The organism is Streptomyces sp. A1136 (genome assembly GCF_004795055.1).
Classification (GTDB): Bacteria; Actinomycetota; Actinomycetes; order Streptomycetales; family Streptomycetaceae; genus Streptomyces.
In genome coordinates this window covers 105,249-125,933 of sequence record NZ_SSBJ01000002.1, presented here as the reverse complement: position 1 = coordinate 125,933, position 20,685 = coordinate 105,249, and the positions used below count along the sequence as shown (strand labels likewise).

General features: G+C 69.5%; 23 protein-coding genes. 18 read left to right on the top strand and 5 right to left on the bottom strand.

The window, feature by feature from the left end; all coding sequences use genetic code 11:
• Window positions 1–146: 146 nt before the first annotated feature.
• From E6R62_RS02465 to E6R62_RS02425, 9 genes are all read left to right on the top strand, one after another.
• Window positions 147–530 carry a DUF6507 family protein gene (locus E6R62_RS02465; RefSeq protein WP_136210872.1) on the top strand — a complete coding sequence of 128 codons (384 nt, stop codon included), beginning with the start codon at window positions 147–149 and terminating at the stop codon, window positions 528–530.
• The gene (locus E6R62_RS02460; RefSeq protein WP_136210870.1) at window positions 527–2,737 is read left to right on the top strand and encodes an EndoU domain-containing protein; all 2,211 of its coding nucleotides are present in this window, start codon (window positions 527–529) and stop codon (window positions 2,735–2,737) included. The genes E6R62_RS02465 and E6R62_RS02460 overlap by 4 nt, the downstream gene beginning before the upstream one ends.
• A gap of 20 nt (window positions 2,738–2,757) precedes the next feature.
• On the top strand, window positions 2,758–3,174 hold the full coding sequence (locus E6R62_RS02455) for a hypothetical protein (protein WP_136210868.1): 417 nt from the start codon (window positions 2,758–2,760) through the stop codon (window positions 3,172–3,174).
• Window positions 3,175–3,637: 463 nt separating this feature from the next.
• Window positions 3,638–5,068 (top strand): DUF6177 family protein, encoded by a 1,431-nt coding sequence (locus E6R62_RS02450; protein ID WP_136210866.1) that lies wholly within the window; start codon window positions 3,638–3,640, stop codon window positions 5,066–5,068.
• A gap of 134 nt (window positions 5,069–5,202) precedes the next feature.
• Entirely contained in the window at window positions 5,203–5,904 is a 702-nt protein-coding gene (gene rpe, locus E6R62_RS02445) for a ribulose-phosphate 3-epimerase (RefSeq protein ID WP_136210864.1), read from the top strand.
• A gap of 109 nt (window positions 5,905–6,013) precedes the next feature.
• Complete coding sequence (locus tag E6R62_RS02440; RefSeq protein ID WP_136211161.1) at window positions 6,014–7,027, top strand: sugar-binding transcriptional regulator; 1,014 nt, start codon at window positions 6,014–6,016, stop codon at window positions 7,025–7,027.
• A gap of 106 nt (window positions 7,028–7,133) precedes the next feature.
• Entirely contained in the window at window positions 7,134–7,355 is a 222-nt protein-coding gene (locus tag E6R62_RS02435; protein WP_031145007.1) for a CarD family transcriptional regulator, read from the top strand.
• A gap of 63 nt (window positions 7,356–7,418) precedes the next feature.
• Window positions 7,419–7,889, top strand: coding sequence for a ribonuclease domain-containing protein (locus E6R62_RS02430; protein ID WP_136210862.1), 471 nt, complete (start codon window positions 7,419–7,421; stop codon window positions 7,887–7,889).
• On the top strand, window positions 7,886–8,326 hold the full coding sequence (locus E6R62_RS02425; RefSeq protein ID WP_136210860.1) for a barstar family protein: 441 nt from the start codon (window positions 7,886–7,888) through the stop codon (window positions 8,324–8,326). The genes E6R62_RS02430 and E6R62_RS02425 overlap by 4 nt, the downstream gene beginning before the upstream one ends.
• 102 nt (window positions 8,327–8,428) lie before the next feature.
• Here E6R62_RS02425 and E6R62_RS42020 read toward each other — a convergent pair whose 3' ends face one another.
• From E6R62_RS42020 to E6R62_RS02400, 5 genes are all read right to left on the bottom strand, one after another.
• Complete coding sequence (locus E6R62_RS42020; RefSeq protein ID WP_136210858.1) at window positions 8,429–8,908, bottom strand: group II truncated hemoglobin; 480 nt, start codon at window positions 8,906–8,908, stop codon at window positions 8,429–8,431.
• Window positions 8,905–9,234 (bottom strand): antibiotic biosynthesis monooxygenase, encoded by a 330-nt coding sequence (locus tag E6R62_RS42015; protein ID WP_136210856.1) that lies wholly within the window; start codon window positions 9,232–9,234, stop codon window positions 8,905–8,907. Before E6R62_RS42015 ends, E6R62_RS42020 begins: the two co-directional genes overlap by 4 nt.
• An 80-nt stretch (window positions 9,235–9,314) precedes the next feature.
• Entirely contained in the window at window positions 9,315–9,818 is a 504-nt protein-coding gene (locus E6R62_RS02410; RefSeq protein WP_136210854.1) for a hypothetical protein, read from the bottom strand.
• Window positions 9,819–9,894: 76 nt separating this feature from the next.
• Complete coding sequence (locus E6R62_RS02405) at window positions 9,895–11,541, bottom strand: FAD-dependent oxidoreductase (protein ID WP_136211160.1); 1,647 nt, start codon at window positions 11,539–11,541, stop codon at window positions 9,895–9,897.
• Window positions 11,542–11,738: 197 nt separating this feature from the next.
• Entirely contained in the window at window positions 11,739–12,011 is a 273-nt protein-coding gene (locus E6R62_RS02400) for a UBP-type zinc finger domain-containing protein (protein ID WP_136210852.1), read from the bottom strand.
• Window positions 12,012–12,288: 277 nt separating this feature from the next.
• On the opposite strand from E6R62_RS02400, the gene E6R62_RS02395 reads away from it, so the two are divergent.
• Genes E6R62_RS02395 through E6R62_RS02355 form a run of 9 tightly spaced genes read left to right on the top strand, consistent with a single transcriptional unit; the run spans window position 12,289 to window position 20,645 of the window.
• A complete protein-coding gene (locus E6R62_RS02395; RefSeq protein WP_136210850.1) occupies window positions 12,289–13,113 on the top strand; it encodes a type 1 glutamine amidotransferase domain-containing protein in 825 nt (274 codons plus the stop codon).
• 31 nt (window positions 13,114–13,144) lie between these two features.
• Window positions 13,145–14,782: a thiamine pyrophosphate-binding protein gene (locus tag E6R62_RS02390; protein ID WP_136210848.1), complete on the top strand. Its 1,638-nt coding sequence runs from the start codon at window positions 13,145–13,147 to the stop codon at window positions 14,780–14,782.
• A 53-nt stretch (window positions 14,783–14,835) separates the two neighbouring features.
• Window positions 14,836–15,267 carry a nuclear transport factor 2 family protein gene (locus E6R62_RS02385; RefSeq protein ID WP_136210846.1) on the top strand — a complete coding sequence of 144 codons (432 nt, stop codon included), beginning with the start codon at window positions 14,836–14,838 and terminating at the stop codon, window positions 15,265–15,267.
• A gap of 29 nt (window positions 15,268–15,296) precedes the next feature.
• The gene (locus E6R62_RS02380) at window positions 15,297–15,752 is read left to right on the top strand and encodes a nuclear transport factor 2 family protein (protein ID WP_136210845.1); all 456 of its coding nucleotides are present in this window, start codon (window positions 15,297–15,299) and stop codon (window positions 15,750–15,752) included.
• 13 nt (window positions 15,753–15,765) lie between these two features.
• Entirely contained in the window at window positions 15,766–16,146 is a 381-nt protein-coding gene (locus tag E6R62_RS02375; protein WP_136210843.1) for a nuclear transport factor 2 family protein, read from the top strand.
• A gap of 11 nt (window positions 16,147–16,157) precedes the next feature.
• Window positions 16,158–17,762 (top strand): GMC family oxidoreductase, encoded by a 1,605-nt coding sequence (locus E6R62_RS02370; RefSeq protein WP_136210841.1) that lies wholly within the window; start codon window positions 16,158–16,160, stop codon window positions 17,760–17,762.
• Window positions 17,755–18,366, top strand: coding sequence for a DJ-1/PfpI family protein (locus tag E6R62_RS02365; protein ID WP_136210839.1), 612 nt, complete (start codon window positions 17,755–17,757; stop codon window positions 18,364–18,366). The genes E6R62_RS02370 and E6R62_RS02365 overlap by 8 nt, the downstream gene beginning before the upstream one ends.
• 8 nt (window positions 18,367–18,374) lie before the next feature.
• The gene (locus tag E6R62_RS02360; RefSeq protein WP_306432400.1) at window positions 18,375–18,821 is read left to right on the top strand and encodes a VOC family protein; all 447 of its coding nucleotides are present in this window, start codon (window positions 18,375–18,377) and stop codon (window positions 18,819–18,821) included.
• A gap of 3 nt (window positions 18,822–18,824) precedes the next feature.
• Entirely contained in the window at window positions 18,825–20,645 is a 1,821-nt protein-coding gene (locus tag E6R62_RS02355; RefSeq protein ID WP_136210835.1) for an AGE family epimerase/isomerase, read from the top strand.
• Window positions 20,646–20,685 lie beyond the last annotated feature (40 nt).

Sequence of the window (20,685 nt, the reverse complement as noted above, 5' to 3'; positions counted from 1 at the left end):
GCCGGCACGGGCGGGGCTGCCCCGCCGCGCGTGTCACCGCTCCGTAACAGATGTCGACATGACTGGAACTCACTTTGCAGACGGCAACGCGTAGTTGATAGACATGGCACGTCAGTGCGGGACGTGTTTGCAGAACGGGGGGCACCGTGTCGACGTGGGACATCAAGCCGGATGGCGTTCAAGGGGTTCTGAGCAAGACCGCGGAGGCCGGCGGCAAATTCGAGGAAGAGTTCACGGCGTACGGCGAGGGCCTGGTGGGCGCCGCGACGTGGGCGGGCACGATGGTCCTGGGTGGTACCGAAATCCCCAAGGGGGGTGCGTTCGGTCCCGTGGCCCAGGCGCTGCAAGAGTTCCAGCAGCACACGGAGAACGACGTGAAGTTCCTTCCCGTGCGGACGGGGAAGTCCATCACCGGGGCGCGTCTGGCCACTGAGGAGTACCTCAAGGGCGACCTCGCGATGGCGAAGAACAAGCAGGACGAGTACTCCAAGGCTCCGACTCCGGAAGAGTTGAAGGGCCCCCAGAAGTGATCGACCTGGGGAAGATACCGACCTTCACGGGCAATCTGGAGACTTTGGAGACGCATGCGGCCTCGCTGAAGACGACCGCCTCCGGCATTCGCGGTACGGGCAAGGACGTGCACAACGCCTTCCAGGCGTTGGATGCCGTCTACGACGCGCCTGAGCAGGAGGAGTTGCTCAATTCGACGATTCCGGTGCGGGACAAGGCCGATGAGTTCGCGAAGAAGCTGGAGTCCGTCAGCGGCGCGCTGACGACCTTCGCGACGACTGCCCGTCCGCTGGTGGACAAGATGAGACAACTCCGCGTGGACGCGGAGAAGTTCGTCGCGGACAACAAGGATGACGACGACTGGCAGAAGGACCAGGGCAAGATCGACGAGAACGCTCGTCTCGTCCGTGAGGTCGGTACGACATGGGTGGCGTTCCAGGGCGTCGAGCGTGACGCGGCCAACAAGATCACCGCGTTGGTCGGTGGTACCCACTTCGTCGTCGATGACGGTTCGCACAAGGCCGGCATGTACGGCTTCAAGGAAAGCGACGTCAAGGACGCGAAGGAGACGCCTTGGGGGACGGCCGACGAGCGTGAGTACACCGGGCTGCGGGCCGCGTGGGAGTGGACGAAGGACCACGCCGGCGGCGCCCTGAAGGGGTTCTTCGTCGACGGTGTCTGGGGCACGCTCAAAGGCCTGGGCAGCATGGTCAACGTGTTCGACTGGGACAACTTCAAGAAGACCTGGTCGGGCATCGGCAATGTCTTCGGCGGCGTCAGCGCCTACCTCATGACCCCGTACGACTGGGCGATGGACAAGATGTTCGGGCCGGTCGACCACAGTGACAGCGACAAGCAGAAGGCGGCCCTGCGCAACTTCGGCAAATCCCTGGTCGCATGGGACGAGTGGGACAAGGACCCTTCGCGGGCGGGCGGGACGGTCCTGTTCAACGCCCTGACGCTCGGCTCGGGCTCGCTGCTCAAGCTCGGCAAGGCCGGGAAGCTGGGTGTGGCCGCGGAGGCCGCGACCGCGCTGGGCAAGGCGGGGGCGCTCGTCGACCCGATGAGCTACCTCGGCAAGGCGGCGGTCGTCACCAAGTTCAAGGTCGGCGACCTCATGGAGGGCCTGAAGGCCAGCCGTGCGGGCGTCGATGACATGGCCCGCAACATCCCCTCCGGCACCTCGCCGCACCCGGGCGAGGTACCCGCGATTCCCGGGCATGACTACGTCGACCACGCGGGCAACAAGCGAGTCCTCGGCGCCGACGGGTACATCAGGGACGAGCACGGCAACGTCGTTCCCGATACCGAACCCGTCAGGGAACCGCACAAGGACGACCTGCCCAATGTCCACGAGCACGAGACGGCACCGGTCAGGGAAGAGCCGAAGGTCCTCGAAGGCGCCGGCGGCCCCGGCCGCATGGAGAACGGGTCGACCCACCCGTCCGGCCCGGCGCACCTGGCGGGTGGCGGTGGGACGCACGGTACCCCGCACCTAGGTGGGCACGGTTCCAGCGGTACTGCGCACGGTCCGTCGGCGCATGCAGAAAACCACGGTCCCTCGTCCGGCGTAGGGCATAGCGCCCCGGACACGGGTGCCGGTGGGGGCCATGGCCCTGGTCACGACCCTGCGGGTCACGGTCCAGGTTCCGGTCATGGTGGCGATCCCCATGACCCCGCCGATCCCGGCACGGGTCAGCCGGCCACGGGTTCGGGTTCCGGTACGGGTTCCGGGGGGGAGCCGTCCACCCCCCATGAAAATCTGCCGGAGACGGAAGAGTTTCCTCCGCTGCCAAAGGGCGGTCGTATTCCTGAGCACACATTCGAGCATGTGCTGCAGGGTGAGCTCAAGTATGATCGCAACGGCAACCCCAAGGTGTCTGGATATCATTTCCGTCCCGGCGGTCGTGACCTTAACAGTCACATGGTCAAAGTCCCGAAGATCATCGAGATCGATAACAAAACGGGACTGACTACGGGGAACGTGTGGATGCGTGATCCGCGAACCGGGTTGATGGTGATGAAGCGAGCCAAAACAACCTTCTTTCCTGCAGGTTGGACGGAGAAGCAGGTCAGGCGCGCCATGGAAAAAGCCTTCGAGAACGGTCGTGTGGTCAACCCGGTCACCAACAAGTGGCAGGGAGACTGGAAGGGCATCAAGTTTGAAGGTTATTTCGACCCGATCACAGGCGACGCGAAGACGATTTACCCGCTCATGCCGAATTAGGCAAGAAGGAGAACAGAGCAGTGATTCGCACCCAGTACTACGTCGAGAAGACCGGGACACCGTTCTTCTGTGGGCCTGACGAACTGATGTTCCTGGGAGAGTGGGTGACGGCCGATATCCAGCTCTCTCCGCTGTCCGTCCTCGAGGCGATTGATTTGGTGGCCGAGGCCAAGGCCAACCCGAATTTCGCGCCGGAGGATCTGGACGGAAATGCGCACACCGTCACCATCAGCACTCAAGGCGTGCGGGTGGAGAACTTCTTCGTCGACCACGTCCAGGGCGACTACACTCTCGATGACGCCTTCCGGGTGTTGGTCGACTTCTGGGACTACTGCTGCCAGGCGAATCCTGGGAAAGCCGACGCGCGCCGACGGCAGTACGCCGAGGAGCACGGGCGCGACCCGCTGGCCGGAATCCGCGACTTCCTCGGGGCGTGACCGGCCCGACAGTCGATCAATGCGGCCGGGCGGAGTTGCGAGGCGACTTCACCCCGGACGACGCGTTCCGGGTGTTGGTCGACTTCTGGGACGCGGACGCCGTCGCCGAGATGTACTCCTCCGACGCCGAGGACGCCGTCCTGGTGTGGAAGCCAGGTGCCGATCCGGCTGACGTACCGCTACGACGTACCGGTTCTGCTCGACGATCTCGTGCCGCTGCTGGAAGAGGTCCGGCGCCCGGAGTTCGCCGCGGCCGAGGTCTTCTGGGGGTCCGACACCTTCTGCGCCGAATGGAAGCTTGCCCGCGAGGGCGATCACGTGCGCATCCGGGCGCGTCGGTACAGCACGCTCGGGAATCACGAGTCGTCACTCGTTTTGTGGAGCCCGCGGACGACGGCCTGCTCGTTCGCGCCAAGGCGCTGCTCGGTGATGACCATGATCAAGCAGCCAGGGGGAATACCGCATGACCACCGACGTGATCGCGCTCACCGAGCGCATGCCCGACCCGCTGAGCGTGCTGGCGGGGCTGCTCGCGGGCGGGCCGGACCTGCGGGTCGAGACAGCAGGCGAGGGTGCCGTGGTGCAGCTCTGCGACGCCGAAGGGCGGCCGCTCGTCTCGATCGAGGTGCCGCTGCTGCTCCAGGTGCCCGGCGAGGCGTCCAGATTGCTGGGGCCCGGCGCCGAGCCGTCCGGCGACGGCCCGGCCTGGTGGATCGAGGCCCGGGCCGCCGTCGGCGTCCCCCGGGCGGAGCAGCTCGCGGGTGCCTTCGCGGCCCGTATGACCATGCTGCTGGGCGGCCGGGTATGGCCGCCGGACGCCCCCGGCACGGTCGGCGCGGCCCGTCCCGTCGATGTCTCGGGCGTCACCGCGGTACCGGTCCCCGCTGCCGCCCAGCCGGCTGTCGACATGCTCACCGACGAGGCCGCCGTCGTCCTCCAGGACCGGCCGGTCGTACCCATGACGAGCTGGCTCTCCGATGCCCTGCGGGCCACCCTGGAGAGCGAGCGCTCCTTGCAGATCGTCACCCCGCCGCACTGCCGCCTCTCCATGCCCACCCGCATGCTGCTGCAGTCCACCTCCTCGCGCTGGGTGGTGCGGGACGAGCGGTGCGGCTACTACGACGGGCTGACCGGTGCGGTACTGGAATGGCGGGACGGCGCCTTCACCCCGGACCGGGGCGAGAGCGGGGAGACCCCCGTGGCGGACGCCTTCACGGAGGCGTACGAGCCCACCGGCGAGCGTCAGCTCATCGTCTCCTTCCGTACCCTGCACCGCGCCGATGCGGATCTCCTACTCGGCGGCGCGGTGGAAGCCGCCTGGCAGGCCCTCGCCGGCGGTCCGCCCGCCGGCTGGGGGACGTCGGAGCCGGCCGGACTGGTCTGGTCCAGGCGGCGGCTGACCGACGTGGCCTACGAGCGCGCTCCCCGACCCACCTGGACGGTGGTCGTCGGCACCCCGGACCGGCCCGCCGTCGCCACCCTGCGCGTGATCCGCACCCCGGAGGGCGTGGAGGAGGACGTCACCCTCACCGTGGGGTACGGCCCGGGTGAGAAGCCGGCCCTGGAGGCGCTGGCGGAGCTGGCCGACGAGCTGGTGACCCGGCACGGGCTGAAGACCATGATGTGCCAGGTGCGCGAGGCACGCCGGGACCTGAGCGCCCCGCCGCGCTTCGAGCCTCCGCCGCTGCCGTACGCGTTCGTTCTGGGCCCCGCGGAGGTCGAGGAGGCGGGGCGCGCCACCGCGAGCCGGACGCCGCTGAAGGAACCACCGGTGCGGCTGGGGCACAGGGGTCGACCGGGCTATTACTACCCGCTCGGCGACGGCGAGAGCGCCGAGAGCTGGTCCGCGCTGGAACGGCTCGTGCGTCATCTGCGCGGGGCGCCGCCCCTGTGAGGGGGCGGGGCGGAACGTGGCACGAGGGTTAAGTGGGTGTGAAGTGAGGGGACTCGTCGTTTAAGCGTGGCTGACGAGAGTGGGAGTTCCGGGGTCGTGGCCGGATGTGGCCTTCGGCATGGCACGCTTGGGGCATGGCCGTTCAGATCAATCCCAGCATCCTGTCCGCCGACTTCGCCCGCCTCGCCGAGGAGGCGAAGGCCGTCGAGGGGGCCGACTGGCTGCATGTCGACGTCATGGACAACCATTTCGTCCCGAACCTCACGCTCGGCGTGCCGATCGTGGAGTCCCTGAGTCGCGCGACGGACATTCCGCTCGACCTGCACCTCATGATCGAGAACCCGGACCGCTGGGCGCCGCAGTACGTCGAGGCCGGCGCGGGGTCGGTCACCTTCCACGCCGAGGCCGCCGCCGCGCCCGTGCGGCTGGCGCGGGAGATCCGGGCCAAGGGCGCCCGGGCGGCCATGGCGCTGAAGCCGGCCACCCCGATCGAGCAGTACGAGGACATCCTGCCGGAACTGGACATGGTGTTGATCATGACTGTCGAGCCCGGCTTCGGCGGTCAGGCCTTCCTGGACATCATGCTGCCCAAGATCCGTCGCACCCGGGAGATGATCGCCAAGCACGGATTGGAGCTGTGGCTCCAGGTGGACGGCGGGGTCTCGGCCTCCACGATCGAGCGGGTCGCGGAGGCCGGCGCGGACGTCTTCGTCGCCGGGAGCGCGGTCTACGGGGCGCCCGATCCGGCCGCCGCCGTCCGGACGCTGCGCGCGCAGGCGGGCGCGGCGATCGCGGCGGCGCCCTGGGCTTGCGACCACGGGGCCAAGGCTTGGTGAACAGCTCGGTGAACCGAGGCTGTACGGGCTGATCAACGGCCGTCGGATCTGACAGGATGAACGGCGAGTCGAGAGTGTGAACAGCAGTGAGGAGAACGCGGTGTCTGCAATGTCGGCGGGACGGTCAGCCCTGCGGATGGGACCCGCGGAGCTGGTGCAGGCGGCGGCCATGGCCCGCCGTTTCTACCTGGAGGGCAAGTCCAAGATCCAGATCGCCGAGGAGTTCGGCGTGAGCCGCTTCAAGGTGGCCCGGGTCCTGGAGACCGCCCTCGAACGCGACCTCGTACGGATCGAGATCAGGGTGCCGGCGGAGCTCGACGCCGAGCGGTCCGACGCGCTGCGGGCCCGGTACGGGCTTCGGCACGCGGTGGTGGTCGAGTCCCCGGCCGACGCGACCGAGGACGCCCCCGACCCGGAGAACCTCGGCGCGGTCGCCGCCGACCTGCTGGGCGAGCTGGTCAACGAGGGCGACGTGCTCGGTCTCGCCTGGGGGCGCTCGACCATCCACATGGCGGCCTCCCTGCACCGGCTGCCGCCCTGCACCGTCGTCCAGCTGACCGGCGTGTACGACGCCGGGACGGCGGAGCGCGGCTCGGTGGAGGCCGTTCGGCGGGCCGCTCAGGTCTCCGGTGGGGACGCGCACCCGATCTACGCGCCCATGCTGCTGCCCGACCCGGCGACGGCGGCCGCGCTGCGCGGCCAGACGGGGATCGCGCGGGCCTTCGAGTACTTCGACAAGGTCACCGTCGCTGCGGTGTCCATCGGCTCGTGGGAGCCCGGCATCTCCACCGTGCACGACATGCTGAGCGACGAGGAGCGGGCGCACTACGCCTCGCTCGGCGTCGCGGCCGAGATGTCCGCGCACCTGTTCGACGCCGAGGGCCGGCGGGTCGGCCGGGACCTCGGCGAGCGGTGCATCACCGTCGAGGCGGACCGGCTGCGCCGCATCCCGGAGGTGGTGGCGATCGCCGGCGGGCTGCGCAAGGCGTCCGCGATCGGGGCGGTGCTCCGGTCGGGTCTGGTGACCAGCCTGGTCACCGACACGGCGGTGGCGGACTACCTGCTGACGGAGTCCCAGCCGGGGCTGCGTCCGGCCCTGGAAAGGGCCGACCCGGACGACTGATCGGCCCCGCGGGGTCCGCTTCCACGCCCTCCTGCTGCGGATGGTGCCGGAATTGAGATCCGAACGGCGGACCGCGGGACGGCCCGCTGGGCGCATACTGGAGTCAATGACTAAGTCAGCAGTACCTCGCCGCCATTTGCCGTCCAGCCCGTTCAAGGCCCCCGTGGAACCGCCGCTCCGGCAGTTCAGCGTCGGCGATCGGGTCACTCACGACGAGCACGGCCTCGGCCGTGTCGTCGGTATCGAGGAGGGGATCGCCGTCCTCGTCGACTTCGGGTCGGTCCAAAAACGCATCCTGAGCCCCTATACCAAGATGGCCGCGCTCTAGGCCGTCTCCACACCCCGGACCCCGCGACTCGCGGGTGAATCGGATATTTGGCACGATCGGCGCATGATCCTTCGGAACGTGCCCCGATCGTTGCTGCGTGTGCTGGGGGCTCTGTTCCTGTGCGCCGCACTGGTGGCCGCGGTCGGCTGCGCCGGGAAGACGCCCGGGGCGGCGGTGCGCACCGGCGCTCCCCCGAGCGCCGGTACCGCGAGCCCGAGCGCCGGGGCGCGCGCCGTCGTGCCCGGTTGGGCCAAGGGGATGGCCACCGTCCGGGCCGACGCACTGCCGCCGCAGGCGCGCGAGGTGCTGGCGCTGATCGACAAGGGCGGCCCGTACCCCTACCGGCAGGACGGCACGGTCTTCGGGAACTTCGAGAAGGTCCTGCCGCCGCAGGCGCGCGGCTACTACCACGAGTTCACCGTGCGGACACCCGGCGAACGCGACCGTGGGGCACGGCGGATCGTGACCGGTGGAGGCGGGGAGTTCTTCTACACGGACGACCACTACGACACCTTCGAGGCGGTTTTGCGATGACCCTGGAAGCGGGGCCGCTCGGCCCGGCGCTGGCCGCCGCCGACGAGGCGGGCTGGACGACGCTGCGGCTGGACCTGGCCGGCGTCGGGAGCAAGGCGGAGCTGCTGCGGCGGTGTGGGGACGCGCTGAGCGCGCCGGAGTGGTTCGGGGGGAACTGGGACGCGTTGGCGGACGTGCTGCGCGATCTGTCGTGGCTGCCGCGGGCCCCCGGACGGCTGGTGGCGATCACGTCCTGGCACGACTACGCGCGGGACCGACCCGGCGAATGGGCGACCCTGCGCGAGATCCTGGGACAGGCCGTCGACTTCTGGCGGGGCGCGGACGCGGGCAGGGGCGAGGGCGCGGACGAAGGTGACGACGACGGCGTGGTTCCCCTGGCCGTGGTGTTGGCCGACCGGCCGGGCGGCGAGGACCACGCGGCACACCCCCGCGGCTGAGCCTGACGGGCTGAGTCTGCCGGGCGGGGCCGGCCGTGAGGGGTGCGAGCCTGCCGGGCGGGGGCGCTGCCGGGCGGTTCCCGACAGCGCCCGCGGTCCGGATCAGGACTTCGGGATCCAAGGCGGGGTCTGCCCCCAGGACCAGACGGGGATCTTCGCCGCGTCGACCGGCGGCGGGTTGGGGCCCGAGTAGATCAGGGCCATGCGCGTGCCCCACTCGATGTAGTAGGCGAACACCGCCCGGAACTCCGGGTCCGACGGCAGCCCGACCTCGTCCGCCGTGTCCATGAGGAGGTCCACCCAGCGGCGGCGCTGCGTCTCGGTGATGCCGCGGCCCAGGTGCTTGGTGGCCATGTGCTGGTGACCGCCGTGGTGGGCCGAGTAGTCGGAGGGGCCGCCGAAGACCTCCGACAGCCAGACGGCGACGTGCTGCGGGTGGTTCGTGTCCATTCCGGCGAAGACCGGCGCCAGGATCTCGTCCTGGAGGGCGTGCGCGTAGAAGACGTCCGTGAGGCGCTTCATCGCCTCGGCCCCGCCCATCCACTCGTAGATGGTGGGCGTCGTGTCGGGCGTGGTGCTCATGACTGGGAGGCGGCCTTTCCCGTGCCGAAGACGTCGGTGACCCGGTAGTGCTTCATTTCCTCGATGTTGTTCAGGTACGGCCGGATCGCGGCGAAGAACGCCGGGAACTGCTCGCCCTTGCGGAAGCCCTGGAGGTGGTCCTCGACCGACGTCCAGCGGATGCGGAGGATGTAGCGCTCGGCCTCCTCCTCGCTGTGGGCGAGTTCGTAGTCGATGCACTCGGGCGAGGCGGCCAGGGACTCGGCCGCCCGCGCGTAGGCGTCCTCGAAAGCCGGCTGGTCGTCCGGTGCGATCCGGTAGCGGATGTACTCGACGGTGGTCGTCATCGTGTGGAGCCTCTCCCTGAGGTCGTTGGTCCCGTCCGGGCTACCTTTCCGGGATCTTGCGCGCCCGGCGAGGTTTTCGGCTATTCGGACCCGGACTTCTTGATGTCCGCCTTGACGTCGGGGCCCTGCGAGCGGACCCGTCGGACCGTGTCGAGGGAGTCGCGCAGTTCGGTGAGCCAGGTGTCGGTGTTGCGGCTCACGAGGCGGACGCACCACGCCAGCGCGTCGGCGCGGCTGCGGGCCACGCCGCCCTCGACCAGGGTGTCGAGCACCTGGCGTTCGGACTGGCGCAGCCGGGTCATCACCGGGACCGCGAGGTGGGTGAAGAGCGTGGTCCCGTCGCCGGAGCGCACGCCCCAGGACACCTTGCGGCGGTAGAGCTCCTCCGCCTCGCGTGCCACCTCGACGCGCTGCTCCCGGGTGCGTTCGCGGAAGTCCTTCACCGACTCGTTCGCCGGGAGGGTGCCGATGACCGTGATCTCCTCGCGGTCGGCGGTGACGGAGACCAGGGACTCGTAGACGTCCACCGGCAGGCGGTCCGCGAACCAGGTACGGAGCTGTGTCTGCTGCTCGGGTGTAATCATGTAATCAACGTTGCATCCGCATCCTTCTTGATCGCAAGGTTTTCGGTGTTCGCTCTCGGCAGGTGCCGCGGAGGGTTCAGCCCATCGAGCGGTAGCGGTGGATCAAGGAGACGGCCATGGCGCCCTCGCCGACTCCGGAGGCGACCCGCTTGACGGAGTGGGCGCGCACGTCACCCGCCGCGAAGACTCCGGGCACGCTGGTCTCCAGCGGGTACGGGGCGCGCTCCAGGCTCCACTCGGCGGGCAGCTCACCCCCGTTGGAGATCAGGTCGGAGCCGGTGAGGACGAAGCCGTACTCGTCGCGCTCCACGACCCCGGCCAGCCAGTCCGTGTGGGGTCGGGCTCCGATGAAGGTGAACATGAACCGGGCCGCGACCTCGGTGTCCTCGCCCGTGTCGGCGTCGTGGAGGGTCAGGCGTTCGAGGTGCTCGTCGCCGTCCAGCGCGACGACGGTCGTGCGGACCCGGACCTCGATGTTGGGGGTGCGCGCGATCTCGTCGATCAGGTAGCGGGACATGCTGGCGTCGAGGGACGCCGCGCGCACCAGGATCGTGACGCGGGCCGCGTACTTGGCGAAGTGCACCGCCGCCTGGCCGGCCGAATTGGCGCCGCCCACGATGAACACGTGCTGCGAGATGCAGGCCGAGCTCTCGGTGGTGGCCGCCCCGTAGTAGAGCCCGGCGCCCTCGAAGCGGTCCGCTCCCGGGGCCTGAAGGCGGTTGTAGGAGACGCCGGTGGCGAGGAGGACCGTCTCCGCGCTGATCTCCGTACCGTCCGCCAGGGTGAGGATCTTCGCCGGGTCGTCGCGGGTCAGCGAGACCACCTCCACCGGGTGCAGGATCTCGGCGCCGAAGCGCGAGGCCTGGATGGTGGCCCGGCGCGTCAGGTCGCCGCCCGAGAGACCCGACGGGAACCCGAGGTAGTTCTCGATCAGGCTGGAGGTGCCGGCCTGGCCGCCCGGCGCGCGGGAGTCCAGCATGAGGGTGGACAGGCCCTCGGACGCCGAGTACACCCCGGCCGCCAGCCCCGCCGGGCCGGCGCCGACGATGACGCACTCGTAGTGCGGGCGGGAGGCGGTGGTCGCCAGGCCCAGGCGCTGGGCGAGCTGGGTGTCGGTCGGCGCGGAGAGCACCGCCCCGTCCGGGAAGCGGACCAGTGGCAGCGCCGCGTCGGGGTCGGCGGCGGCGAGCACCGTCAGCGCCTCGGGGTCGCGCTCGACGTTCAGGAACCGGAAGGGCTGGCCGTTGCGGGTGAAGAAATCCCGGACCGCGTGGGTGCCCGGGGAGACCAGGTGGCCCGCGACGATGATCCCGTCGTAGGCGGGGCGGTAGGTGGCGAGCCAGTCCGAGAGCAGGTCGTCCAGGACCGGGAAAAGCCGCTCGTGCGGCGGGTCCCAGGGCTTGAGCAGGTAGTAGTCCAGGCGGACCCGGTTGATGGCGGTGATCGCCGCGTCGGTCTCCGCGTAGGCGGTCAGCAGGACCCGGCGGGCGTCGGGGAAGCGGCTGACGGCCTCCAGGAGGAACTCCACCCCGGTGACGTCGGGCATCCGCTGGTCCACCAGGAACAGGGCCGGGTCGTGGCCGCGTTCGTCGAGGGAGTCGAGGATCTTGAGGGCGTCGGCGGCCGAGGAGGCGCCGAGGACCCGGTAGCGGTCGCCGTAGGCGCTGCGCAGGTCGCGCCGGACGGCGCGCAGCACCTGCGGGTCGTCGTCGACGGCGAGGATGACAGGCTTGCGGTTCTCGGAGCGCTCGGTGGCGGCCGCGGCGTGTCCCGCCGTGGTCGCGGGCGCGGCGGACCCGGTCTGGGCGACCGCGGAGGAGCGGGCGGGAGCGGGGCCGGCGGCGGGGCGGACGCTCTGCGCGGGGGTCGTGGGGGAGCCGGCGGAGGAGGAGGGGGCCGCCGCGCGCTCCGGGGCCGCGCTCACGCGGGGTCCAGCATCAGCTTGTCGGCGTAGCACCAGGCCCAGTCCTCGCCGGGCTCGTGTGAGGCCGCGATGGGGTGTTCGGTGGTGCGGTAGTGCCGGGTGGCATGACGGTTCTTCGAGGAATCGCAGCAGCCGACGTGCCCGCAGCTCAGGCACATCCTCAGGTGCACCCAACCGTCCCCCGTGGCCAGGCACTCCTCGCAGCCCTCGGTCCCGGGCTTCACCGGACGTATCTGGTCGATGTGTGTGCACAACAGGTCCATCGTCATCGTCCCCGTCCCTCTCCTCGCGCATTCGTCCCGCTCGTCACACCCGTGAATCACGGGCGCGTCCAGACCATAGGACGCGGGCCCCGCAAAGGTTCATCGATTCGGCCGAAGTCATGGAGTACCGCGTCTACTTCATGACCTCGCGCGGCGACTACATGAGGTGTCGGGGCGGCCCGCCCTTCTACCTCACGAAGTCGCATACGGGCGCTTTGACGCTGGCCCCGGGCACAAGCAGGGTGGGGGACGCCAACACAACAGGCGGCGCCTGGAGGAATCTGTGAGCAGAAAGATTCTGGTCATTGTCTCCGAACACGGTTACTGGGCCGAAGAACTGATCGGACCGGTATCGAAGTTCGACGAGCGGGGCTATGAAGTCGTATTCGCCACGCCGACCGGGAAGCGGGCCCACGCACTTCCGCCGAGCCTCGACGCCCACTACATCGACCCCCCGCTGGGCCGGTCGGTGACCACCGAGGAGAACGCGCGGCTGGGCCGCGAGTTCGAGCAGTCGAGCCGACTCGACTCGCCGCTCGACATCGAGGCGTGGGCGCCCGAGCGCCCGTACACCAGCGACAAGGACTACCTGCCCAAGCTGGAGCAGTACCACCGCGATCTGGACAAGCTCCAGGAGGACATCGCCTCCTTCGACGCGATCCTCATCGTCGGCGGCAGCGGCCCCATCGCCGACCTCGCCAACAACGAGCGGGTCCACGCCCTCATCCTCGCCTTCAAGAACGCCGGCAAGGTCGTGGCGGCCGAGTGCTACGGGGTGGCCTGCCTGGCCTTCGCCCGGGACTGGGGCGACCGCAAGAGCATCATCTGGGGCAAGCACGTCACCGGCCACTGCAAGGAATACGACTACAAGGACGGCACCGGATTCCTCGGTACCGACTTCAACATGGGGCCGCCCCCGTATCCGCTGGAGTACATCCTGCGCGATGCCACCGGCCCGCGCGGCGCGTACCACGGGAATTTCGGACACCCCCTTTCGGTGATCGTCGACTTCCCCTTCGTGACCGGCCGTTCGACCCCCGATTCATATCTGACGGGGCAGAAGATCGTGGAAGTCCTGGAGAACGGGCTCACCCGGTACGGATGGTAGTCCGGTAACTCCTGGGAAAGAGGGGGAATTCATGGAAGCCACTCCCGGACGGGAAAGGCTGATCGAGCAGTTCAAGGCCGACGGCCTGAATGTGATGTTCGGAAACCCGGGGACGGTCGAACAGGGATTCCTCGACGCGGTCGACGCGGCAGCGGACTTCCGGTACGTCCTCGCCCTCCAGGAGACCGTCGCCGCCGGCATCGCCGACGGCTACGCCCGGGCCACCGGAGGCGCGGCCCTGCTCCAGCTGCACTCCGGTGTGGGGCTGGGCAACGGCATCGGCATGCTCTACCAGTCGCTGCGCGGTCACACCCCGCTCGTCGTGGTCGCCGGTGACGCGGGGGTCCGCTACGACGCCATGGACGCGCAGATGGCGTCCGACCTGGTGGCGATGGCCAAGCCGGTGACGAAGTACGCGACCCGGGTCACCGACCCGCGCTCGGTGCTCCGCACGATCCGGCGGGCCGTCAAGATCGCCCTGACCCCGCCGCGGGGACCGGTGTTCGTGGCGCTGCCGATGGACGTGCTGGACGAGCCGAACTCGGAACCCGTGCTGCCCACCACGGTGCCGCTCACGGACGTGGCGCCCTCACCCGCCTCGGTGGGCCGGGCGGCGGAGCTGCTCGCCTCCGCCGAACGCCCGGTCGTACTGATCGGCGACGGGGTGGCGCTGTCGGGCGCACAGACCGAACTCGTGGCGGTCGCCGAACTGCTGGGCGCCGACGTGTACGAGGTGGACTCCTCCGAGGTGAACATCGCGGCGTCGCACCCGCTGCGCCGCGGCCAGACGGGCCACATGTTCGGCCCGCACAGCAAGGAGCTGGTCGGGGACGCGGACGCGGTCCTGATCGTCGGCACCTACGTCTTCCCGGAGGTGTTCCCCGAGCTGGAGAGCCCCTTCCGGAGCGGTGCGAAGGTCGTGCACATCGACCTCAACGCCTACGAGATCGCCAAGAACCACCCCGTGGACCTGGGCCTGGCCGCCGACCCCAAGCAGGCGCTGCGCGCGCTGGCCGGCGTCCTGGAACACCGGCTGACCACCGGGCAGCGCGCCGCCGCGGCCGCCCGGCTGGACGTCCGCGCCCGGGAGCGTGCCGCCGGGGCGGACACCCCGGACACCGACGGCACGCCGATGGCCGTCTTCCTGCGGACCCTGGCCGAGCGGACGGGGGGCGACCTCATCGTCTTCGACGAGGCGCTGACCACCTCGCCGCTGGTCACCAGGTACCTGCCGGCGGAGCGGCCGGGTGACTACCACCTCACCCGGGGCGGTTCGCTCGGGGTGGGGTTCCCGGGAGCGGTCGGCGCCAAGCTGGCCAGGCCGGACCGCCTCGTCGTCGGCTTCGCGGGCGACGGCGGGTCGATGTACACCTACCAGGCACTGTGGACCGCGGTCCGGCACGGCATCGACGCCAAGTTCGTGGTCTGCAACAACCGCAAGTACCGGCTGCTCGACGACAACATCGCCCAGTACTGGCGGGAACGGGACATCGCCGAGCACGACTTCCCGGGCTCCTTCGACCTCTCCCGTCCCGAGATCGACTTCGCCGCGCTGGCACGCGCACTCGGCGCGGACGGCACACGGGTGGAGAAGCCGGACGAGGCGGTCGCGGCCGTGGGCCGGATGCTGGACCACCCCGGCCCGTACCTCGTCGACATCCAGATCTGATCCCCGCACCACGCCCTGACACCACTGCACCGGTACGGACAGGAGGAGACCGCATGCCCGCCGAGCGGCTGACCGAGGACGCGATCCGCAACTTCGCCGAGAACTGGTACGTGGCCCTGGACCAGCACCTTCCGCTGGACCGGGTGCTCGGCCTCATCACCGAGGACCTGGAGTTCAAGGTCCCCGAGGACACCTTCCTCGGACACGAGGGCTTCGGCCGCTGGTACGCCGCCGTGACCTCCCGCTTCTTCGACGAGGTCCACACCGTCACGAAGGTCGAGCCCGTCATCGAGGGCGACCGGGCGATTGTGCGGGTCCTCGTGAACTGGCAGGCCAAGATCTGGGACCCGCCGGCCGCGCGCAGCCAGTGGCTCGGATTCGACGCCGACCAGACCTGGGTCGTGGTCGCGGGCCAGGACGGCCCGCTGATCAAGCAGTACACCGTCAACGAACTGGCGCCGATGCCCGGTTCCGGTTCCCTCTGACCGGCTGCGAAGAGGTAGGAGGAGGGGCGATGACCGAAGTGACGCGGGAGCGGGTGCGGGCGGCCTACCAGGCGCTCGGCTCCGGTGACCGGGCGCGCATCCTGGAGTACTACTCCGAGGACCTGCGCTGGCTGGTGCCGGGAAACCATCCGCTCGCCGGCTGGTACGAGAGCCTGGACGCCTTCCTGGAGTTGATGGGGCAGACCCACAAGCTCACGGGCGGCACCTTCCGGATGGACATCGAGGCGGTGCTCGTCGGCGACGACTGCAGCGCCGACGTGTGCCGCAACGTCGCCGTGCGCGACGGCGCGGACGAGGCGAGCGGGTCCCCGTACGAGCGGATGGACTACCCGGTCTTCCACTTCATGCGGTGGCGGGACGGGCGGATCGTCGAGGGCCGCGACGGGCTCTTCGGCGACACGGCGACCGCCTTCAGCCAGTTCTGGGCGCCCTTCGCGCCCGACGGAGCCCGCAGGAACCGATAGGGGGAGGAACGCGATGAGCGCGTTGGACGCACGAGAGATTCTGCGGAAGTACTACGAATACGCCAATGCCGGGGACTGGGACCGCTGGTGCGACCTGTTCGCCGAGGACCAGGTCATGGACGAGCAGCTCGCCGGACGCGTCGAGGGCCTGGAGACGCTGCGCTCGATGATGAAGGGCATGGGCACGATGTACCGGAGCTTCCGGAACGAGCCCGTGCACTTCCTCGTCGACGGGGAGAAGGCCGCGGCCGTTTCCCACCTCACCGCCGTCAGCCCCGCCGGCGAGGCCATCGAGGCCGAGGTCATGAACTTCTTCCGGATCGTGGACGGAAAGATCGTCTACATGTCGAACCACCACGACACCGTGCCCTTCCAGGTGCTCGGCCAGGGCTGAGGGGCGGCGTGATGGCGAGAGATGAGTACGACTACATCATCGTGGGGTCCGGTACCGCCGGCAGTGTCCTGGCGAACCGTCTCTCCGAGGACCCGGACGTCTCCGTCCTCGTCCTGGAGGCCGGCGGCGACCGCATCCCGCCTGAGGTGGACGACCCGTCCTCCTGGTACAAGCTGCTGGGCGGACCCGTCGACTGGGGCTACACCAGCGTCCCGCAACCGGGGCTCGACGGCCGCCGCACCTACGAACCGCGCGGCAAGGCACCCGGCGGCAGCAGCAACCTCTACATCATGATGCACATCCGGGGCCACGCCTCGGACTTCGACAACTGGGCCTACCAGGGCGCCGCGGGCTGGGCGCACGAGGACGTGCTGCCCTACTTCGCCCTCCTGGAGGGCCAGGAGGACGCGACGGCCACCACCACCGGTACCAGCGGCCCGCAGCGCGTCACCCACGCCGGACGGCACAACCCCAACCCGACCTCCCGCGCCTTCATCGACGCGGCCGTGGAGCTCGGCCACCAGGAGATCGCCGACTTCAACACGGACGGCCCCCGGCGCGGACTCTTCGGGACCGGCTGGCACCACATCGACGTCGCCGACGGCCGGCGCCAGGGCGCCCTCGCCGCCTACCTGGAGCCGGCGCTGGAACGGGCCAACCTGACCCTGCGCACCGGCGCGCAGAGCACCCGGCTGCTCTTCGACGGGGACACCTGCACCGGCGTCGAGTACGTCCGCCTCGCACCGCCCGCGCCGATCGCGGGCCGCGTGGTGGGCGACGGGCACAGCGCCGCCGCCGAGCCGGGGACGCACACCGTGCGCGCCCGCCGGGAGGTGATCGTGGCCGCCGGGGCGATCGAGTCCCCGAAGCTGCTGCTGCTCTCCGGCATCGGGCACCCCGAGCAACTGCGCGAGCACGGCATCGGGGTCACCGCGGCCGTGCCCGGGGTCGGTGAGAACTTCCACAACCACGTGCTGACCGGGCTGATGGCGGAGGTCACCCAGGAACTGCCGCCGCCGGCGCAGAACCTGTCGGAGAGCGCTCTGTTCCTGTCCTCGCGGCCCGGCCTGCCCGCGCCCGACCTGCAGATCGCCTTCGTGCACGTGCCGTTCGACGTGATCGTCGGCCAGGACCACCCCAACACGGTGAGCATCCTGCCCGGGGTCGTACGACCGGTCTCGCGCGGCTGGATCAGGCTGGCGAGCACCGACCCGCTGGCCCACCCCCTGATCAACCCGAACTACCTGGGCGACCGGTGGGACCTGGAACGCATGGTGCAGGGCGTCAAGATCGCCCGGGAGCTCTTCGCCACCTCCGCGTTCTCCCCCTGGTACAAGCAGGAGCTCCAGCCCGGGCCGGGCTACGTGAGCGACGAGGACCTGCGGACCTTCGTGAAGCAGAAGTCCGAGAGCTACCACCACCAGGCCGGCTCCTGCCGCATGGGCATCGACGACCTCTCCGTCGTCGACCCGGAACTGCGGGTGCACGGCGTAAGGAACCTGCGCGTCGTCGACGCCAGCGTGATGCCCGCGGTCCCGTCGGGCAACTGCCACACCGCCATCGCGATGATCGCCGAGCGCGCGGCGGACTTCCTGAAGGGAGTGTCCCGTGCCTGACGTCGTACTGCGCGAGGGCGCCCTGACCGGGACCCGGATCGCGGTCCTGGTCGAGAGCGACTTCTACGAGCCGGAGATCTTCTACTACCAGCACCGGTTCGCCGAGGAGGGCGCCGAGGTCGACTTCCTGACCCGGCTGTGGGGCAACGACTCCATCACCTTCACCGGCCACGAGTACCGGGCGCCGTTCACCGCCGACCGGTCCCTGGAGGGGCTGGACGACGACGAGCTGCGCCGGTACGCGGCGATCATCGTCCCCTCGGGAATGGTGGCCGACCGGCTGCGCTACACCGAGGACGTGGACGTCCTCGCACCCGCCACGGAGCTGCTGCGCCGGGCGTTCGAGGAGCCGACGGTCCTCAAGGGGATCATCTGCCACGGCATGTGGCTGGCCTCCTCCATCCCCGACAAGGTCCGCGGGCGCAAGGTCGTCTGTCACAACAACCTCATCGGCGACGTCCGCAACATGGGCGCCCAGTACGTCGACGAGGACGTGGTCGTGGACGGGGACCTGGTCACCGGCCGCACCGGCGCCCACCACCACCTCTTCGCCCGCCGGATCATCGAGCAGATCGCGGCGGGGCGGGGCCGGGGGACCGGCTGATGGGGCGGATGGTCTGGTCCCACGTGGGCCTGAACTGCGCGGACCAGAAGACCACCGAGGAGTTCTACACCCGGTACTTCGGCTTCGCCCGGGCCCGGGTGGTCGACCTCGGCGACTCGCGGATCGTGTTCCTGCGCAAGGGGGACGCGTACCTGGAGCTCTTCGCGGCCGGCACCGAACCGGACGGACCGGCGCCGGGGGTCCCCTCGTCGGCGGTCGGGGGGGACGGGCCGCAGGCCCCGGGCCGCATGCGCCATCTGGCCTTCCAGACCGGCAGTGTGGACGCGTTCCTGGCGGAGCTCGGCGACGCGGCGGAAGTGACCCTGGGGCCGCTCGACTTCGACGACTTCATCTGCGGGTGGCGGACCGTGTGGGTCCGCGACCCGGACGGGGTGATCGTCGAGGTCAGCCAGGGATACGAGGACGACAGCTCTCACGACAAGGACGGTGTGTGAAACATGGCTGACGCCGTGGGTTTCTCCTTCTCCGACACGATCGCGGGCTACGTCGTCCGCTTCGACTCCCGCAGCAGGCTGCTGCGGCTGAAGACCTCCGACGACCGCGAGTTCGACATCTCGCTGGCCGGTGACCCCAGTGCCGAGCTGGTGCGCAACCTCGACGAGCCGTACATCGACGCCTCCGGGCACATCGACGAGATGCTCTCGCCGGGCCGGCTGCTGTTCGCCTACGGCGTCCACTACCCGCAGGCCGGCGGCCGCTTCGACGCCAAGCGCCTGGTGTTCCTCGGCCGCGGCGCGGAGGACTACCGGTTCGAGGAACCCAGCTGGTGGGTCAAGCAGATCGAGTCGCTGGCCGACTTCTACAAGCGGGCCCAGTTCGGCGACGGGCCGGTGGACTTCGCCGAGTACCGCACCGAGATCCGGCTCGGCGGCGACAAGACCGCCAGCCACGTCCAGGAGACCGACACCATCTCCCGCCTGGTCTACGGCATGGCCTCCGCCTACCTGCTGACCGGCAAGGACGAGTACCTGGAGGTCGCCGAACGCGGCACCGAGTACCTGCGCAAGCACATGAGGGTCGTGGACAGCGAGGAGGACGTGGTCTTCTGGTACCACGGCATCCGCGTCGACGGGGACAGCGAACGCAAGCTGTTCACCTCGGAGTTCTCCGACGACTACGACGCGATCCCGATGTACGAGCAGATCTACGCCCTGGCCGGCCCCATCCAGACGTACCGCGTCACCGGTGACGTACGGATCAAGGACGACGCGGACGCCACCATCCGGTTGTTCGACAAGTTCTTCAAGGACGAGGAACTCGGCGGCTACTACTCGCACATCGACCCGATCCTCTTCAGCGCCGACCACGAGTCGCTGGGCGAGAACGCGGAGCGCAAGAACTGGAACTCGGTCGGCGACCACGCGCCCGCCTACCTGATCAACCTGTACCTGGCGACCGGCGACCAGAAGTACGCCGACTTCCTGGAGTACACCTTCGACACCATCGCGGACAAGTTCCCGGACTACAAGAACAGCCCCTTCGTTCAGGAACGCTTCTACCGCGACTGGTCACACGACACGACGCACAGCTGGCAGCAGAACCGCGCCGTCGTCGGTCACAACCTCAAGATCGCCTGGAACCTGATGCGGATGAACTCCCTCAAGGCCAAGCCGGCCTACGAGGAGCTCGCCCGCAAGATCGGCGAGATCATGCCCGCCGTCGGCAGCGACCGCCAGCGCGGCGGCTGGTACGACGTGGTGGAACGGGTGAAGGAGGGCGACGAGGAGTCGTACCGCTTCGCCTGGCACGACCGCAAGGCGTGGTGGCAGCAGGAGCAGGCGATCCTCGCCTACCTCATCCTGAACGGCACGGTCGGCGGGGACGACTTCCTGCGCGAGGCCCGGCAGGCGGAGGCCTTCTACAACACCTTCTTCCTCGACCACGACGAGGGAGCCGTCTACTTCAACGTGCTCGCCAGCGGTACGCCGTACCTGCTCGGCACCGAGCGGCTCAAGGGCAGCCACTCGATGTCCATGTACCACTCGGCGGAACTCTGCTACCTCTCCGCCGTCTACAACAACCTGCTCATCAACGGCCGGGAAATGGACTTCCACTTCCAGCCCGACCCCACCGACCTGCCCGACCGCGTCCTGCGCGTCTCGCCCGACCTCCTGCCCGCGGGTTCCGTCGAGGTCGCGTCCGTCGAGATCGACGAGAAGCCGTGGACGGACTTCGACGCGAAGGGCCTCACGGTCCGGCTGCCCGACGTCCAGGGCCGGGTCAAGGTCAAGGTCCGGCTGCGGCCGGTCACCAGGTAATGCCCAACGGGGGGCGCCCCACCATGAGGGGAAGAAGACA

What these genes read in the sequence shown, in the direction of transcription:
- rpe (WP_136210864.1), top strand. Translation starts at nt 5,203, where the DNA reads ATGGCCGTTCAGATCAATCCCAGCATCCTGTCCGCCGACTTCGCCCGC.
- E6R62_RS02380 (WP_136210845.1), top strand. Translation starts at nt 15,297, where the DNA reads ATGACCGAAGTGACGCGGGAGCGGGTGCGGGCGGCCTACCAGGCGCTC.
- E6R62_RS02450 (WP_136210866.1), top strand. Translation starts at nt 3,638, where the DNA reads ATGACCACCGACGTGATCGCGCTCACCGAGCGCATGCCCGACCCGCTG.
- E6R62_RS02355 (WP_136210835.1), top strand. Translation starts at nt 18,825, where the DNA reads ATGGCTGACGCCGTGGGTTTCTCCTTCTCCGACACGATCGCGGGCTAC.
- E6R62_RS02385 (WP_136210846.1), top strand. Translation starts at nt 14,836, where the DNA reads ATGCCCGCCGAGCGGCTGACCGAGGACGCGATCCGCAACTTCGCCGAG.
- E6R62_RS02390 (WP_136210848.1), top strand. Translation starts at nt 13,145, where the DNA reads ATGGAAGCCACTCCCGGACGGGAAAGGCTGATCGAGCAGTTCAAGGCC.
- E6R62_RS02410 (WP_136210854.1), bottom strand. Translation starts at nt 9,818, where the DNA reads ATGATTACACCCGAGCAGCAGACACAGCTCCGTACCTGGTTCGCGGAC.
- E6R62_RS02375 (WP_136210843.1), top strand. Translation starts at nt 15,766, where the DNA reads ATGAGCGCGTTGGACGCACGAGAGATTCTGCGGAAGTACTACGAATAC.
- E6R62_RS02370 (WP_136210841.1), top strand. Translation starts at nt 16,158, where the DNA reads ATGGCGAGAGATGAGTACGACTACATCATCGTGGGGTCCGGTACCGCC.
- E6R62_RS02430 (WP_136210862.1), top strand. Translation starts at nt 7,419, where the DNA reads ATGATCCTTCGGAACGTGCCCCGATCGTTGCTGCGTGTGCTGGGGGCT.
- E6R62_RS42020 (WP_136210858.1), bottom strand. Translation starts at nt 8,908, where the DNA reads ATGAGCACCACGCCCGACACGACGCCCACCATCTACGAGTGGATGGGC.
- E6R62_RS02425 (WP_136210860.1), top strand. Translation starts at nt 7,886, where the DNA reads ATGACCCTGGAAGCGGGGCCGCTCGGCCCGGCGCTGGCCGCCGCCGAC.
- E6R62_RS42015 (WP_136210856.1), bottom strand. Translation starts at nt 9,234, where the DNA reads ATGACGACCACCGTCGAGTACATCCGCTACCGGATCGCACCGGACGAC.
- E6R62_RS02360 (WP_306432400.1), top strand. Translation starts at nt 18,375, where the DNA reads ATGGTCTGGTCCCACGTGGGCCTGAACTGCGCGGACCAGAAGACCACC.
- E6R62_RS02400 (WP_136210852.1), bottom strand. Translation starts at nt 12,011, where the DNA reads ATGACGATGGACCTGTTGTGCACACACATCGACCAGATACGTCCGGTG.
- E6R62_RS02440 (WP_136211161.1), top strand. Translation starts at nt 6,014, where the DNA reads ATGTCGGCGGGACGGTCAGCCCTGCGGATGGGACCCGCGGAGCTGGTG.
- E6R62_RS02435 (WP_031145007.1), top strand. Translation starts at nt 7,134, where the DNA reads ATGACTAAGTCAGCAGTACCTCGCCGCCATTTGCCGTCCAGCCCGTTC.